Source organism: Pseudomonas sp. FSL W5-0299 (genome assembly GCF_005930655.1).
Taxonomy (GTDB): Bacteria; Pseudomonadota; Gammaproteobacteria; order Pseudomonadales; family Pseudomonadaceae; genus Aquipseudomonas; species Aquipseudomonas mandelii.
Genome location: NZ_RXHX01000036.1, coordinates 21,668 through 37,438 on the forward strand (window position 1 = coordinate 21,668; position 15,771 = coordinate 37,438).

The window sequence follows — 15,771 nt, forward strand, 5'->3', positions numbered from 1 at the left end:
TTAAGCTCTCGATACTTTGAGTTTGGCAACTACATGGAAGTGCTTTCCGGTCTCGTCTGTAAAAAACTCAGGTTCAATCTCTACAATTCCCTCAGTTATAAGCTCTTGAATTCTGTCTTCTAAATCATTTGTGTCGATTAAGCAAAAATCAGAACTACCATATCTCGATTTAAGTAACTCGGACAAATCGTGGAAGTCTTCAGCCCCGCCTTGATGTATCATTTCGGCCACGTAGTGAGCTTTAGCACCCTGAAGGACAGCGCCGTCGGTAGATTCTGTAATATAATGCCAAACATGAGAGGGGTCATTATGCCCAAGCATCCATTGCAGAGTGTCTAAAGTTCCGAAACTGCCGCAGTAGAAAAATAGCATAGCGAAAAAACGTCTAAGTTGGTGTTGTCGGACGTAGTAGCGTTGGTTTAAATCGTTAACCGGGGTTTCAAAATAGTCACAGAAAAAATTAAGGTTACGGTTATACGTTGCTTTGTCTGACTCAACGAACTCTGGTAAACCTTTAAGGTGAGGTGATGCGAACAGAGTCATGGTTTTGTCTAAGAATCCTATCCGTACGAGTATTTTCTGCATTCGGATGAGATTCTTAATCATGTCTACGGTTATAGGTTCTATTGGCCTGGCTATTTTTCGACGAATTCCAAATAGGTTGCGTGTGCTTTTTGCGTTAGAAAATATAAGCCATTGTTCAGTATCATCCAAGCAAGTATCCGTCATGAGGTTGCAGAGTTCCGTAACTCTTCGTGCCATCATTATCCCTGCAGCGAACTGGACTGAGCCGATATAAATTCGAAGTAGCTCTGTAAGTCCTCTATTGGTTCGTAACCGGTTGTAATAGCGTGCTTTCTCACCTTTGCTTCGTCTCCGTTTTCCAGCGACGACATGAGCGGACAATCCGTATTCGCGAACTCCTAAGTTGTACAGCTTTTGCCCTACAATTTTTACAAGTTCTTTTTCTTGCAGGTTCGCGGCAGAAATGCTGTGTTTCTTGCAGTGCAAGACAAGCCGGCAGAATCCATTGACAATTTCGGACCCACTGCTTAAATGAAATTCAATTGCTTGTCTGAGACACTTGAAAATCATCGGTGAAGGAAGCGTTCTGTGCTTACCCTGAGACGCTAATTCTACGTCGTATTTTTCAACCGCTAAAAGATCCTCAATAGCAGGTGCGGGCAATCCAATTTCATGTAATACACCTAAGTTGTAAAGGGTCGTGCGAAAATCGGTATACATATGGCGTGGTACACGGCCTCTTTGGCCAGTTGTTACTCGAACTCCGTCATACTCACGATCGAAGGGGCTATACTCGTCTCGGTAGCATAATATGCTGAATGCTGGTTTTGCCCGCGTTCTTCCCCATAAGCACTCCGAATACACTATCTTTGAAATGGCGATGGAGTCAGGCGCCCAACCATGATTTTGATTTCTAATGTATAACTTATTTGCATAAAGCGCCGCCCTAATCCTAGGGGCAATAATCGGAGATATACAAAGCCCGTTTTCGTCGTCTTCCTCATCGTCATAGGAAATAGTTGCGATCGCTGGGTTTGATACCAATATAGAGTCAACTAGCCTCGGGTCGGTTCGATTAAGCAAGTCTAAGCAAAATGAGCGTAATTTTGTAGGCCAATTATATATCGACTCGGACACAACAGTATCAGAAGCTACAGTGTCCAACATTTCTTTGAGGTTGCCAAGCGTTAGTCCGCCAAGCCCATACTTTGCGAGTTGATATCGGTCGGAGTTTAAGAGCAGGAGGTCAATTAACTGACAGGCGATAGCGAAGCGTTTGCGTTGTTGGCCTTGCATCGCATTCGTTTCGCTACTGTAATCAGCATGATTTCGCGTCGACACGATTAAAAAATATTTCAAACCTTCTAATAGGCTTTTGTTGGATGCAGAAGTTAGTAGAGTGCCATCTGAAAGTTTTATGGTCCAGTCGATTTTTTTGGGTTTTTTAAAATCGAGGCTATACAGCCATACAGATTCGTCGAAATTAGAAAGCAGCCATCTTGCCTTTCTAAAAGCGTCTTTCGGGTGTGCCAAATAGGCATTCAAAAAAGAAATGTCAGGAGGCAGATTCATGGATAAGTTTCTCCATTCGAGTTTCGTCGGCATGGAGTTGCGCTGTTGATAAATAGCTTTTTAAATCAGTGTCCCATCCTCGCTCTATTTCTTTAACTAAAACACAAGTGAATTCAGACCAATATAATGAAAGCCCATTTAATTCGTCAGGATGTTTAGAATTTTGTACCGCAATTCTGAGCGATATCAGAGCTGTTAGAGTACCAATGTCAACCGAGATGAGAACACTATCCTTCGTCGACGTAAATTCCTCCTGCGGAGCTTTGTGGTCGGTTGTATTGTCAGAAGAACCTAGGTGCTTAGGGATGTCACCAAGCGCATGGTTTCTCAGGAATTCATGCAATTCGTCCATGGATGTAAAGTTGGCAGCTTTAAGTAGCATTGGGCTATCTTTCATCGCCCTACAGATAATTCCACGTTGGAATATTCGAACCCATCGGCTTTGAAAAAAAGCTAAAATTGGTTCTGGTAAATACCTGCTGAGCAATCCGGGATTATATGTCGAATGCCCCAATGCTTTCGCCATTTCTCGCTCACTTTGGGTTTTCAAGTAAATTTGCACTCCGCAGGTTGCCCTGAATGAAGTGAGTGACACTGCACTGATTAACTCGGTAATCTTCTCTCTAGTTCTAGAAGTGTGTTGCGAAAGTTGGTCAATTAACTTTTCTTTATTTGGTGGCGAAATTCTATCCCATCTTGCCACGTTGTTAACGGCAGGATAGGACAACGCTCTTGCACTATGTAGGAATAGGAATCGCCATTTGTCGTCATTAGCTGCCCTTAACTCATCTCGTAGGGGCGCAGTTATCGCAATTATTTGACGAATTAGAACTGCCTGCCTTGGTGATAGATCGATTTTTTGTTCACTAAGATCCCCGCCTCTACGATCTTTGTAACCGATGAGTTGATAATGCCCGTTTTCACCCATCAGAAAGCCGGATAATTTATAGTTTTTGTTGTATAGCTGAAAGTCCTCAAGAAAAGAATCAGTTATACGTGGGTCGGAGTGGATAAGAAGTAGTTTAAATGGAAGAAGGTCGTTACGCCCAGGAAGGGCCAATTGTGGGGCGATATCACTTCTTTTAATTCTAAGCGAAGACCCGCGGTCGGTTAGTCTTTCTCTAATGTGTTTCAGCCCTAATTGGTTCAACGTGGCACAGACATCGTGCTCTCTTAATGTTGTGAGTTTTCTGGCCGCAGCGACGTCGGAAATTGCTGTTCCGCTTTCGGCTAATTGATCTCTCTGCAGTTGCGCTTTTCTTGTTGAGTAGGATTGTTTTTTTGAAAATTTTATTACTAGGTCAACATCAATTTTCATTTGTTTAAAAATTAATTTTATTACTTCTGAATCTGTTATTTCTAATGGTATGTGAGTGATTAGCTTTGTTTTTATATAATCTCCTGATTCACATTTTTGTACGTGTGTTTCAATACCGATGCTGGCTGGCGTTGAAGGTGCGGGAATACCTCCAAATGGTTTCGCCCAAATTCCACTTTGTATGAATGCTTGATCCATAGTAAATATAAATTTCGCATATAGGCGAGTTTGTGTAGCTATGTCCAGCCCTTTTTGGGATGCGCTGAGAAAATAATCGATCATAAAATCAAGGAAACACTGTTTTATTTTGATCGGATTTTGAAAGGTAGAGGAGGGCCAGTCGGATTTTTTTTTGCTTAAAAATGTAAGAAATGAGTTAAATACTGTGATGTCAGGGCGTGCGTATTTTTCAATATGAGGCTTGTATGTATTGAATATTTTTTCTGCGAATTCTTCACCATGTGAATGCCATATGAGAGGTATCGCTGTGTATAGTTTCTGTCCTTTGGTGGACTCTACATGCCAACCGTTCCAGTAATGAATGCTTTTTTCTTTGATTCGTACTTTTAGACGTTCCCATATGGGATAACAGTCTTTTGTTCTTGTTTTTATTTTGTCAAAGCTAGGCAGTATTGGGATTTTCTCACTCACCGCGTTTATCATATCAACGAAGGCCCCGGCCATTCGTACTCTACCCGCAGTGTTGTAGTACAACAGGCAATCATTATGAAGGGCGCCAATAAAGCCCATTGCGACTTCTACAAATTCAGGGGTCGATAACGTGAAATAGCTGATCTTCACATCAATCAGATGGCAGTAGGCATTGAATGCCTTCAGCATCGGACGGTTGATGGAGCTAGCGAGATCTAGGTTGAAGCATCCTTCCATCAGCTCTCGGACGTTAGCGTCGAGAGCCTCGAAAGGATAAAAACGCGAAAATGAGCAATTTTTGATGATTGTCAATTCAGTTTCTCCCGTTCGGGGTAGCTGATATGCGCGCTACACCGTCATCCTGAGCCATCTGACAAGATAGTGTAGATGGGAAAATCGGAGAGCGCAGCCTCGACGCGGACCTGGCATTGGCCCTGAGCCTGAATGGCCGGGAGCTGTTTCGCGACGACCAGCCGCTGAAAATCCTTTTGATGTCTGCAACGCTTGAAGGCGAACGCCTGGCCGGGTTGCTCGATGACGCGCCGATCCTGCGCAGTGAAGGCCGTATGTACCCGGTGGCGATGCGCTGGGGTCGGCCGCTCCAGCCCGGCGAATTCATCGAGCCGCGCCTGGTGCAGACGATTCTCGAAGCCTTGAATGATGAGACCGGCAGCGTGCTGGTGTTCCTGCCGGGGCAGGCGGAAATCCGTCGCGTGCATCAACAATTGGCGGATGCGCTGAGCGAGAGCACACAGGTTTTGCTCTGCCCGTTGCACGGTGAGCTGGACCTCGCCGCCCAACGAGCGGCAATCGATCCGGCACCGGCGGGCAAGCGCAAAGTGGTGCTGGCGACCAACATCGCCGAGACCAGCCTGACCATCGACGGCGTGCGTGTGGTGATTGATGCCGGGCTGGCGCGGGTGCCGCGTTTCGATCCCGGCAGCGGCATGACCAGGCTCGATACCCAACGAATTTCAAAAGCCAGCGCCACTCAGCGCGCAGGACGAGCAGGGCGTCTGGAGCCGGGCGTGTGTTATCGGTTGTGGTCGCAGGATCAGCACGAGCAATTGGCAGCCTATGCCAGCGCGGAGATTCTCTCGGCCGACCTTGCCGGTCTGGCCTTGCAGCTCGGGCGCTGGGGCGTGACACCGACGCAATTGGTGTGGCTCGACGTGCCGCCCGCCGCCGCTTATGCACAGGCTCAGGATCTGCTTGATCGTCTGGGCGCATTGGACGGCGACGCGCTGACCCGTCACGGTCAGGCCATGGCCGAATTGCCGGCGCATCCGCGCATTGCCCATTTGTTGTTGCGCGGTCAGGCGCTCGGTTTGGCCGACATGGCCTGCGATGTTGCGGCATTGCTCGGTGAGCGGGACATCTTGCGTGGCGCCGGAGCGGATCTGCACAGCCGATTGGTGCTGTTGTCCGGCGAAGAGCGTGCGGCTCGCGGTGCTCAGGGTGGCGTGCAACGTGCCCGGCAACTGGCGCGGCAGTATCGCGGTTACCTGCGTGGCAAAGCGTCGGAGCCGGTCAGCGATCCGGATCATCCACGCTGGCTCGGCGCCCTGTTGGCGTTGGCCTATCCAGACCGTGTCGCCCAGCAACGCCGCGCCGGTGGCGCTGAATATCGCCTGGCCAACGGCCGTGCGGCGTTGTTCGCTGAAGCAGACAGTCTGATGAAGCAAGCGTGGTTGGTGATTGCGGATCTGGGCAGTCGTCAGGGGCAGCGCGAGGAACGGATTTATCTGGCGGCGGATTTTGATCCGGCGCTGTTCGATTCCGTACTGGCCGAGCAAGTGCGCGTGGTCGATCAACTGGATTGGGATGAGCGCGAAGGTGTGTTGCGCGCCGAGCGTCAGCGCAAGGTTGGTGAATTGATCCTCAGCCGCGAACCGCTGACCGGCCTCGACGAAACAGCGCGCAGCCAGGCGCTGGTCAATCTGGTACGCCGCAAGGGGCTGGAGTTGTTGCCGTGGACCCCGGAGCTGCGTCAGTGGCAGGCGCGCGTGGCATTGCTGCGACAGCTGGACCTCGGCAGTAAGGGTGAAAGTGAATGGCCGGATGTCAGCGATGCCGCACTGCTCAAAAACCTTGAGCACTGGCTGATGCCGTACCTGGGCAAAGTCTCGCGCCTCAGTCATTTCGCCAATCTGGACCTGTCGAGCATCGTCCATAACTTGCTGCCCTGGCCGCTGCCGCAACGGCTGGATGAACAGGCGCCGCATCACCTGAGTGTGCCGTCGGGTTCTTCGATTCGTCTGGACTACAGCGAACAACCGCCGATTTTGGCGGTGCGTTTACAGGAGCTGTTCGGCCTGTCCGATACCCCGCGCATTGCCGGGGGCCGGCAAGTGGTGAAGCTGCATCTGCTGTCCCCGGCGCGGCGGCCGGTGCAGGTGACTCAGGACTTGGCGAACTTCTGGCGCAGTACCTACGCCGAGGTGAAGAAGGATTTGAAGGGGCGGTATCCGAAGCATTATTGGCCGGATGATCCGTTGGTGGCCGAAGCCACCGCTCGGATCAAACCGCGCAAGTAACTCTTGGGGTAGAACACAAAAACTGTGGCGAGGGAGCTTGCTCCCGTTGGGTCACGAAGCGGCCCCATAATCGGCCGCCTGAATGTGTCAGATACACCGCATGCAATGGAGATGCGACTGCTGCGCAGTCGAACGGGAGCAAGCGCCCTCGCCACAGGATTTCACTTGGCTCATGTGCTTTCCCCGGCCTTGGCAGTGAGTTGCTCCCGGCAATAATCGGCAAACAACTGCGCCGGTTTGGTCAGTTGCCCGCGCTTCAACCATGCCGCCACCAATCCCGAACCAGTGACCTCTTCGACGATATCCACGCACACCACTTTCTTTCCGTCGTAAGTGCATTCCGAATGCGGCCGCGTTACCAGGATCGAGAAGCCGAACCCTTGCCCGACCATCCCCCGCACCATCTCGATCGACGGTGAGCTGAAGGCGATGTTCGGTGACAGGTTCAGTTCTTCGAACAGGCTGACGAAGTAGGTCCGGCTCGGTTGCACGTCCAGCAGAATCATCGGTTCCAGGCACAGATCACGTAGCGACACTTGCTTGAGCTGGGCGAAGCGATGGTCCGTCGGCAGCAACGCATATGGCCGTTGCGCCGGCATCAGCGGTTCGGTCTGAATGGTGGCGTCGAGCTCGTGCTCATACAGGATCGCCAGGTCGAAGGTGCCCGACGTCAGGCCTTGCACCAGCTCTTGCTGCTCGCCGTCGCGGATGCGGATTTTCACCCCCGGATACAGCGCCGAAAACCCGGCAATCAGTTGCGGCAGGTACAGCGGTGCGACCGTTTCGAAGCAGCCGATATCGATTTGCCCGGCCACCACGTCGTTGTCGGCGAGGGCGTTCTGTTCGAACTCCTTGGCCATGCGCAGCAGTTCCTGGGCTTTGCGATAGAAGCGTGCGCCGCTTGGTGTCAGGGACACGCCCTGAGCGTGATGGCGGATCAGCAGTTGCACGCCGAAGCTGTCTTCCAGGCCTTTGATCGCCGTGGAGATCGCCGGTTGGGCGATGTACAGCTTGCGCGAGGCCTCGGCGACGCTGCCGCATTCGACGGTGGTGATGAAGTATTTCAATTGACGCAGGTTGTAGGCAGCCACGGCAAACCTCGGGGTGGATGGACTCGACATCCAGGCAATTTTCGCGCCGACTGCATCCGTTCTGACGACGGTGTTGTTGTGCCTGAACAATAACCACATACCGCGCCACCGGGGAGATTGGCTGCCCAGTTTTTTCATGGTCTGCGAAGACATTTTTACTATTTTTACTGGACTCGGGCCTGGGCCACCATTCAGACACAAGAAAAGCCCATGGAGCATCTGAACGTGTTCGAGCTTGCATATTGGCAAAACAAAGCCGCAGCGCTGCGGTTTCCCGACCAGGCCCTGATCGACGGCAAACCCCGTTCGGCGCAGTCGGGTCAGACCTTCACAGCAATCGACCCCGCCACTGGCCAGCGTCTGGCGAACGTGACCGCTTGCGGTGATGAAGAGGTGGACGCGGCGGTACGCAATGCGCGGGGGGTATTCGAAGCCGGCACCTGGTCGGCGCGTTCGCCGAGCGAGCGCAAGCACGTGTTGCTGCGTCTGGCGGAGCTGATCATGACCCACCGCGAAGAGCTGGCGCTGCTCGACTCGCTGAACATGGGCAAACCGGTGATGGACGCCTACAACATCGACGTGCCGGGCGCCGCCGGGGTGTTTCGCTGGTACGCCGAAAGCCTCGACAAACTCTACGACCAGATCGCCCCCAGTGCGCAAAACGTGCTGGCGACCATCACCCGCGAAGCACTGGGTGTGGTCGCTGCGGTGGTGCCGTGGAATTTCCCGCTGGACATGGCCGCGTGGAAACTCGCGCCAGCCTTGGCCGCAGGCAATTCGGTGATCCTCAAGCCCGCCGAGCAATCACCGTTCTCCGCCCTGCGTCTGGCTGAGCTTGCATTGGAAGCCGGTCTACCACCGGGCGTGCTCAACGTGCTGCCGGGCCTCGGCGAGCAGACCGGCAAAGCCCTCGGTCTGCACCCGGATGTCGATTGCCTGGTGTTCACCGGCTCCACTGAAGTCGGCAAGTATTTCATGCAGTATTCGGCGCAATCGAACCTGAAACAGGTGTGGTTGGAGTGCGGCGGCAAGAGCGCCAATCTGGTGTTCGCCGATTGCCAGGACCTGAACCTGGCCGCCGAGAAAGCAGCGTTCGGCATCTTCTTCAATCAGGGTGAAGTCTGCTCGGCCAACTCACGGTTGCTGGTGCAGCGTTCGATTCATGATGAGTTCGTCGAGCGCCTGAAAGTGCAGGCCGAGCGCTGGCAGCCGGGTGATCCGCTGGACCCGTCGAGCAGCGCCGGGGCAATCGTCGACAGCCGTCAGACCGCGCGCATCATGAAGTTCATCCAACAGGCCGAACGCTTGGGCGCGACCAGGGTTTGCGGGGGCAGGCAGTCGATCTTCAACGGCTCCGACAACTTCATTCAGCCGACGATTTTTACCGGCGTGAGCCCGGACATGCCGCTGTTTCGCGAGGAAGTGTTCGGCCCGGTGCTGGCGGTCACGGCGTTCGACGACGAGGCCCACGCCTTGCAACTGGCCAACGACAGCGTCTACGGCCTGGCGGCTTCGCTGTGGACCGACGACCTCAACCGCGCCCACCGTGTGGCGCGGCAATTGCGAGCGGGCACGGTGTCGGTCAACAGCGTCGATGCACTGGACGTGACCGTGCCTTTTGGCGGCGGCAAACAGTCCGGATTCGGTCGCGACCTGTCGCTGCACTCATTCGATAAATACACCCAGTTGAAGACCACCTGGTTTCAGCTGCGCGCATAACAGCCGCTCATAACAAAACGGAGAACTGGCGATGACCACACCACGTGAAACCCGCGACTACCAGGCCGCCGACGCAGCGCACCACATCCACGCATTCGTCGATCAAAAAGCGCTCAATGACGAAGGGCCGCGGGTGATGGTCCGCGGCGAGCGCCTGCACCTGTGGGACAACGATGGTCGGCGTTACCTCGACGGCATGTCCGGGTTGTGGTGCACCAACCTCGGTTACGGCCGCAAGGATCTGGCGGCTGCGGCGACCCGGCAGCTCGAGCAGTTGCCGTACTACAACATGTTTTTCCACACCACCCACCCGCAGGTGATCGAGCTCTCGGAGCTGCTGTTCAGCCTGTTGCCGGGGCACTACAGCCACGCGATCTACACCAACTCCGGTTCCGAAGCCAACGAGGTGCTGATCCGCACTGTGCGGCGTTACTGGACGATCCTCGGCAAGCCCGAGAAGAAAATCATGATCGGTCGCTGGAACGGTTACCACGGCTCGACCCTGGCGGCGACGGCGCTCGGCGGCATGAAATTCATGCATGAAATGGGCGGCATGATCCCCGATATCGAACACATCGACGAGCCGTACTTTTTCGCCCACGAGGGCAATCTGACCCCGGCCGAATTCGGCGTGCGGGCGGCGCAGCAACTGGAAGCGAAGATTCTCGAACTGGGTGCGGACAAGGTCGCCGGGTTTATCGCCGAACCGTTCCAGGGCGCCGGCGGAATGATCTTCCCGCCTGAGAGTTACTGGCCGGAAATTCAGCGGATCTGCCGCAAGTATGACGTGCTGTTGTGCGCCGACGAAGTGATCGGCGGCTTCGGTCGTACCGGCGAATGGTTCGCTCACGAGCACTTCGGTTTCGAGCCGGACACGCTGTCGATCGCCAAGGGTTTGACCTCCGGTTACATCCCCATGGGCGGGTTGATTCTGTCGAAGAAAATGGCCCGGGTGTTGGTGGAGCAGGGCGGGGTATTTGCCCACGGTTTGACTTACTCCGGGCACCCGGTGGCGGCGGCGGTGGCGATTGCCAACCTCACGGCGTTGCGCGATGAGGGCGTGGTGACGCGGGTCAAGGATGACATCGGACCGTACCTGCAACAGTGCCTGCGCGAGGTGTTCGGCAATCACCCGTTGGTGGGCGATATTCAGGGTGTCGGCATGGTCGCGGCGTTGCAATTGGCCGAGGACAAAAGCAGTCGCAAGCGTTTTGCCAATGAGAACGACATTGCCTGGCGTTGCCGCACGATTGGCTTTGAGGAAGGGGTGATTATTCGTTCGACGCTGGGGCGGATGATCATGGCGCCGGCGTTGATTGCCAGCCGGGAGGAGATTGATGAGCTGGTGGGCAAGACCTTGAAAGCAGTCGATCGTACTGCTCAGGAATACGGCCGGCTTTGATCTTGTAGCGCTCTTGTGATCCTCTTCGCGGGCAAGCCTCGCTCCTGCAGGTTATGTGTCGTGCCCAATTCCGCGGCCGACATAAACCCTGCAGGAGCGAGGCTTGCCCGCGAATGCTGTGGTCGATTCAACACTCATTTCATGTTTTGCACCTCCCCCGTGCATCCCCGCCAACCCCGCCCTTTTACGGCGCGCGCTACCCAGTTTTTTCATCACTCCCAACGACATATTTCCTGATTTTCCTTATCCCGCCCCTGGTCCAACATCGACTTCGCCAGTCAGCCGAATGCTGACCATCGAAAGGTCCATCAGAGACCACCGGTGGCAACTGATCCAAGGCCACTGGCCGTACTGCCCATGACAAAACTAAATCAACAGCTTTGGGAGTGCTCCATGATCAAGTCCTTGCTTAACCGCGTCGCTCATCCACTGGCGATCACCGCCATCGCCGCCACGGTCGCCACCAGCGCCCAGGCCGGCACCCTGTCCATCGGCCACACCACGTGGGTCGGCTACGGCACGCTCTACCTGGCCCAGGATCTGGGCTACTTCAAGGAAGGCGGTTTGACCGTCGAATTGCCCGTCGTTGAAGAAGCTTCGATGTACATGGCCGCCCAGGCTTCGGGCGAGTTGTCGGGCTCGGCGTCGACTATCGACGAAGTGCTCAAGTACCGTCCGCAATTCTGCTTCAAGGCCGTCGCCGCACTCGATGACAGCCATGGTGGCGACGGTGTTCTGGTGGGCAAGGACGTCAAGAGTTTGCAGGAGCTCAAAGGCAAGGCAGTGGCGGTGAACGAAGGGTCGACCTCGCAGTTCTGGCTGTCGTACCTGCTGAAAAAACACGGCATGAGCATGAGCGACATCACCGTGCAGAACATGACGGCCGATGACGCTGCCACCGCGTTCATCGCCGGCCGTGTGCCGGCCGCCGTGACCTGGGAGCCGCACCTGTCGATGGTCCGCAACAAGCAACAAGGCAAAGTGCTGATCGACAGCAGCAGCACGCCGGGAGTGATTGTCGACGTGGTCGCGCTCAACTGCACGGTCATCGAGAAGCAACCGGAAGACGTCAAGGCCTTGGTCGCCGGTCTCTACAAAGCGGTGCAGTACACCAAGGACCATCCGAAGGAAGCTTACAAAATCATGGCCAAAGGCGTCGGCGGTTACCTCGCTGATCCGAAGGAACTGGAAGCCGCCGCGCAAGGCGTGCGCTTCTACGATCAGGCCATGAGCGAAAAACTCTTGGGGTCTCCGGGCAAGCCGGGCGACAGCGAGCCACTGATCAAACTGGCCAACGAAACCGCCAGCGAATTGCAGGGCAAGCCCTACAACGTCAGCAATGACGACCTGATCGACAACCGCTTCGTCAGCCCGCTGTAGGAGGTCCGCATGTTCAAGCGCAATTCATGGCTGAGCCGCTGCATCACGCCCAAGACCGGCCTGCCGGTGCAGGTGATCTGGAGCGCGAGCGGCCTGGCCTGGGTGTTGTTGATCGGCCTGTGGGCCGGGTTGTCCTATGGCGGCGTGGTGCCAGGCATGTTCCTGCCGACACCGGGGGCGGTGGCCGAAGCCGCCGTGCGACTGAGCCGCGACGGCACCCTTGGCCTGCATGTGTGGGCCAGCCTCGAAGTGGTGATGGTCGGCTTCATTGTCTCGTCGCTGGTGGCGGTGCCGTTGGGGTTGCTGATGGGCAGCTTCCGCATCGTCCAGGCGTTCCTTGAACCGATGGTCAATTTCATCCGCTACCTGCCGGTGACCTCGTTCGTGCCGCTGTTCATTCTGTGGATCGGCATCGGTCTGGAACAGCGTGTGTCGGTGATCATCTTTGGCGTGTTTTTCCAGCAACTGGTGATGATCGCCGACGTGTCCAAGGGCATCTCCAAGGACCTGATCAACGCGTCGTACACCTTGGGTTCGACCCGCCGCGATGCGGTGCTGCATGTGATTGCCCCGGCGTCGTTGCCGGGTGTGCTCGACACGTTGCGCGTAACCATGGGCTGGGCCTGGACCTATCTGGTGGTCGCCGAGCTGGTCGCCGCGTCCAGTGGCCTGGGTTACTTGAGCCTGAAAGCCATGCGCGGTTTTCAAGTGGACGTGATTTTCCTCGCCATCGCAATCATCGGCCTGCTGGGCCTGGTCACCGATCAACTGTTCCGTTTTCTCCGTCTGAGGATTGCCGCATGGGCTCAGTAAGCGCCGTCAACCCGCGTTTCATCACACCCACGGCCGCCCCGGTGCAAGCCGCGCCACGGCTGCAGGTGGACAAGGTCAGTCTGCGTTATCAGAAACCTGGCGGCGGCATGTTCACCGCGCTGGAGCAGGTGTCGTTCGAAGTGCCGGATCAACAATTCGCCGTGCTGGTCGGACCGTCGGGCTGTGGCAAGTCGAGTCTGCTGTACCTCACGGCCGGCCTGAACGAGCCCACGGAAGGCGAGATTTATGTCGGCGGCCAGCAAGTGCAGGGGCCGGGTGCGGATCGGGGTATGGTGTTCCAGAGCTACACGCTGTTCCCGTGGCTGACCGTGCGGCAGAACGTCGAGTTCGGCCTCAAGCGGCGCGGCATGGCGGCCGCTCAGCGCAAGGAGATCGTCGATTACTACGTCAATGAAGTGGGGCTGACCGGGTTCGCCGATAACTACGCCAAGCAGTTGTCCGGCGGCATGATGCAGCGTGTGGCGATTGCCCGGGCCTTGGCCAATGACCCGCAAATCCTCTTGATGGACGAACCCTTCGGCGCGCTCGACAGCCAGACGCGCCTGCAAATGCAGCAGCTGTTGTTGCGGGTCTGGGGCAACAGCAAGAAGACCGTGCTGTTCGTGACCCACGACATCGACGAGGCGATTCTGTTGGGGGATCGGGTTTACGTGATGGGCGCCAGGCCAGGGCGGATCAAGCAGATCCTGGACGTGCCGATCGAACGCCCGCGTAACCTGGACATGGTCATGGAGCGCTCGTTCATCGACATGAAACGCAAGATCTTCGGGCTGTTGCATGACGATCTGGAAGAGGTTCATTGAGCCGATTTACCGTCATGCCCAAATCCCCTCTGGGAGGGTTGATCCGGCTCTATGGGGCCGCAGGCAGGAGGAACCGCGCAATCACCGGCAAATGATCGGAGATCCGCAAGGTATCGTCCTGCCTCACCATCGCCTCGACCCGTTTGATCCGCGGGCTGTAGAACAGGTAATCAACCGTCCGGTCCGGGCCATTCAAGCCTGGATCATTCGGGTAGTGGGTCAGCCACCGCGCCCGGTCGATCCCGCTGGCTTCGTTGTTGGTCGGGATCATCGGGTATTTGTCCCACAGCACATGCAAGGCACTGTCGACGGAGTAGGGCGTGCGTTGTTCGTCGGGCAGGCGTCGATACTGACCCAGCGGCAACAGGTTGAAGTCGCCACCGATCAACCACGGGGTGCCATGGCTTTCATATTTGTCGAGCACCTTGGCCACGGCGGTCACTTGGGCCAGCAGGGTTTCATCAGGTTGGATGACGCGGTCCAGATGGGTATTGAGTACCGCGATCTGCCCACCGCCGCCCAATGGCAGGTAAGTCGCCAGCAAGGCGTTTTTCGGTGTGAACTGACGGCTGATGAAGTTGGCCGACGCGACCGGCAATTGCAGGCGTTCGGCGTGTTCGATCTGGTATCGGCTGAGGGTTGCCAGTTGTCGGCCGACACTGCCGAAGATGTGCGGCAGCGGCACAAAGTCAGCTTTCCAGTCGAAGGCATGAGCGCTGCACGGATAAAGGTCGGCGACCCGTTCCTGAAGCAACTTGAACTGGTTTTGATAATCGCTGGCCTTGGCGCCGTCATCCAGCTCCTGCAACAGCACAATGTCCGGTTGCTCGTCACGAATGACCCGTGCCACCTCATCGAGGCTGAAGGCCATGTCTTCGGCGGTGGGGCTCTCGTCGTCGCCTTTGGCCAGGTCATTCCAGAACACGTAGCGCTTGCCCGCCAGGTACTGGACGTTCCAGGTCATGACTTTCAGGGCCTGGCCGGGGACCAGCGTGGGCGCCTGAGCGCTGCAGCCGACCGGTGCTGCTTCTTTGGCACCGGGACGCCAGGTCAGGTTGTAAATCAGCAAGGCAATCAGGCCCGCCGTGATCAGCAGGCCCAGCAGGGTGTAGCGCAGTAGACGGGTCATGGCTCGGCTTATAGCGTTACAAAAGATGAGCCCGAGCATAACCGAGCGTCGGGCTTAAGCCCATGGGTCATAGCGGCCCGTCAATTTTCTCGGGCGCATCGGCAATCAGCATGAACAGGCGGAACAGAACCACGCTGGTGAACAATTGCAGGAAGCTGTGCGCGCTGTCGATCAGCAGCGAAATCACCGGGTTCTGCGGATCCGGGTAAATCGCAAGGGTCGCGCCCTTGAGCACCCACAACGGGCCCATCACACACAGAATGCACACCAGGATGCGCAGGAAATGGCCGCGGGTAAGACGCAGGCTTTCCTTCATCGCCGCCAACGGGGCCAGGCCGCGCAGCACCAACAGATACTCGCCGAACGCCAGGGTCACCATCAGCCAGATGCCCGGCAGGAAATACAGCGACAGGCCGATCAGGATCAGCAAGGTGTTGAGGGCGGTGAGCAGGGCGAAGCGCGGCCACAGATAGGCCGACCTCGACAGCAACTCGCGGGTGCTCGGTGATTCGCCACGACTGCGGGCATCGAGAAACAGGATCAGTGCGGCGGTGTACAGCGGATAGACCAGCAAGCCGACCATCACGCTGATGCCGGGGAAACTGTCCGGCTCGGTGGAGCGATCCACCACTTGTTGCAGCAGCGCCTCGAAAATCACCAGCGGCAGGCACAGGCGCACGATCTGGCCCAGATTGCGCTTGAAGAAATACAGAGAGTCACGCAGTACATCGAACGAATTCATCAGTCGGTATCGCAGGTTGAAAGCAGTGGCCCACTTTAACCGATGAAGCCCTTTGGGGCGCAAACGTA

The 15,771-nt window shown here is 56.1% G+C and carries 10 protein-coding genes and 1 pseudogene; 6 read left to right on the forward strand and 5 right to left on the reverse strand.

Translation table 11 applies throughout. The features are described from left to right. Together FHL16_RS28075 and FHL16_RS28080 are read right to left on the reverse strand one after the other, a co-directional pair. Positions 1–2,097: a hypothetical protein gene (locus tag FHL16_RS28075; RefSeq protein ID WP_017340931.1), complete on the reverse strand. Its 2,097-nt coding sequence runs from the start codon at positions 2,095–2,097 to the stop codon at positions 1–3. Beyond that, positions 2,081–4,378, reverse strand: coding sequence for a hypothetical protein (locus FHL16_RS28080; protein WP_077749909.1), 2,298 nt, complete (start codon positions 4,376–4,378; stop codon positions 2,081–2,083). Before FHL16_RS28080 ends, FHL16_RS28075 begins: the two co-directional genes overlap by 17 nt. An 89-nt stretch (positions 4,379–4,467) precedes the next feature. Here FHL16_RS28080 and hrpB point away from each other — a divergent pair. Further along, positions 4,468–6,603: pseudogene (hrpB, locus tag FHL16_RS28085) on the forward strand (ATP-dependent helicase HrpB); the annotation flags it as partial. Positions 6,604–6,773: 170 nt separating this feature from the next. Here hrpB and FHL16_RS28090 read toward each other — a convergent pair. Next, a complete protein-coding gene (locus tag FHL16_RS28090) occupies positions 6,774–7,694 on the reverse strand; it encodes a LysR substrate-binding domain-containing protein (protein WP_077749932.1) in 921 nt (306 codons plus the stop codon). A 225-nt stretch (positions 7,695–7,919) separates the two neighbouring features. On the opposite strand from FHL16_RS28090, the gene FHL16_RS28095 reads away from it, so the two are divergent. The 5 genes from FHL16_RS28095 (at position 7,920) to FHL16_RS28115 (ending at position 13,832) form a co-directional block, all read left to right on the forward strand. After that, positions 7,920–9,413: an aldehyde dehydrogenase gene (locus FHL16_RS28095; protein WP_077749933.1), complete on the forward strand. Its 1,494-nt coding sequence runs from the start codon at positions 7,920–7,922 to the stop codon at positions 9,411–9,413. A 31-nt stretch (positions 9,414–9,444) separates the two neighbouring features. Then, positions 9,445–10,815 (forward strand): aspartate aminotransferase family protein, encoded by a 1,371-nt coding sequence (locus FHL16_RS28100; protein WP_010467400.1) that lies wholly within the window; start codon positions 9,445–9,447, stop codon positions 10,813–10,815. A gap of 393 nt (positions 10,816–11,208) precedes the next feature. After that, complete coding sequence (locus FHL16_RS28105; RefSeq protein WP_010467401.1) at positions 11,209–12,195, forward strand: ABC transporter substrate-binding protein; 987 nt, start codon at positions 11,209–11,211, stop codon at positions 12,193–12,195. Positions 12,196–12,204: 9 nt separating this feature from the next. Next, positions 12,205–13,008 carry an ABC transporter permease gene (locus FHL16_RS28110; RefSeq protein WP_010467403.1) on the forward strand — a complete coding sequence of 268 codons (804 nt, stop codon included), beginning with the start codon at positions 12,205–12,207 and terminating at the stop codon, positions 13,006–13,008. Continuing rightward, positions 12,996–13,832 carry an ABC transporter ATP-binding protein gene (locus FHL16_RS28115; RefSeq protein WP_077749911.1) on the forward strand — a complete coding sequence of 279 codons (837 nt, stop codon included), beginning with the start codon at positions 12,996–12,998 and terminating at the stop codon, positions 13,830–13,832. The genes FHL16_RS28110 and FHL16_RS28115 overlap by 13 nt, the downstream gene beginning before the upstream one ends. 49 nt (positions 13,833–13,881) lie before the next feature. Here FHL16_RS28115 and FHL16_RS28120 read toward each other — a convergent pair whose 3' ends face one another. Next, on the reverse strand, positions 13,882–14,961 hold the full coding sequence (locus tag FHL16_RS28120; protein ID WP_077749912.1) for an endonuclease/exonuclease/phosphatase family protein: 1,080 nt from the start codon (positions 14,959–14,961) through the stop codon (positions 13,882–13,884). 67 nt (positions 14,962–15,028) lie between these two features. Further along, positions 15,029–15,703 (reverse strand): YciC family protein, encoded by a 675-nt coding sequence (locus FHL16_RS28125; RefSeq protein ID WP_077749934.1) that lies wholly within the window; start codon positions 15,701–15,703, stop codon positions 15,029–15,031. Positions 15,704–15,771: the final 68 nt, after the last annotated feature.

What these genes read in the sequence shown, in the direction of transcription:
- FHL16_RS28075 (WP_017340931.1), bottom strand. Translation starts at nt 2,097, where the DNA reads ATGAATCTGCCTCCTGACATTTCTTTTTTGAATGCCTATTTGGCACAC.
- FHL16_RS28100 (WP_010467400.1), top strand. Translation starts at nt 9,445, where the DNA reads ATGACCACACCACGTGAAACCCGCGACTACCAGGCCGCCGACGCAGCG.
- FHL16_RS28105 (WP_010467401.1), top strand. Translation starts at nt 11,209, where the DNA reads ATGATCAAGTCCTTGCTTAACCGCGTCGCTCATCCACTGGCGATCACC.
- FHL16_RS28110 (WP_010467403.1), top strand. Translation starts at nt 12,205, where the DNA reads ATGTTCAAGCGCAATTCATGGCTGAGCCGCTGCATCACGCCCAAGACC.
- FHL16_RS28115 (WP_077749911.1), top strand. Translation starts at nt 12,996, where the DNA reads ATGGGCTCAGTAAGCGCCGTCAACCCGCGTTTCATCACACCCACGGCC.
- FHL16_RS28120 (WP_077749912.1), bottom strand. Translation starts at nt 14,961, where the DNA reads ATGACCCGTCTACTGCGCTACACCCTGCTGGGCCTGCTGATCACGGCG.
- FHL16_RS28125 (WP_077749934.1), bottom strand. Translation starts at nt 15,703, where the DNA reads ATGAATTCGTTCGATGTACTGCGTGACTCTCTGTATTTCTTCAAGCGC.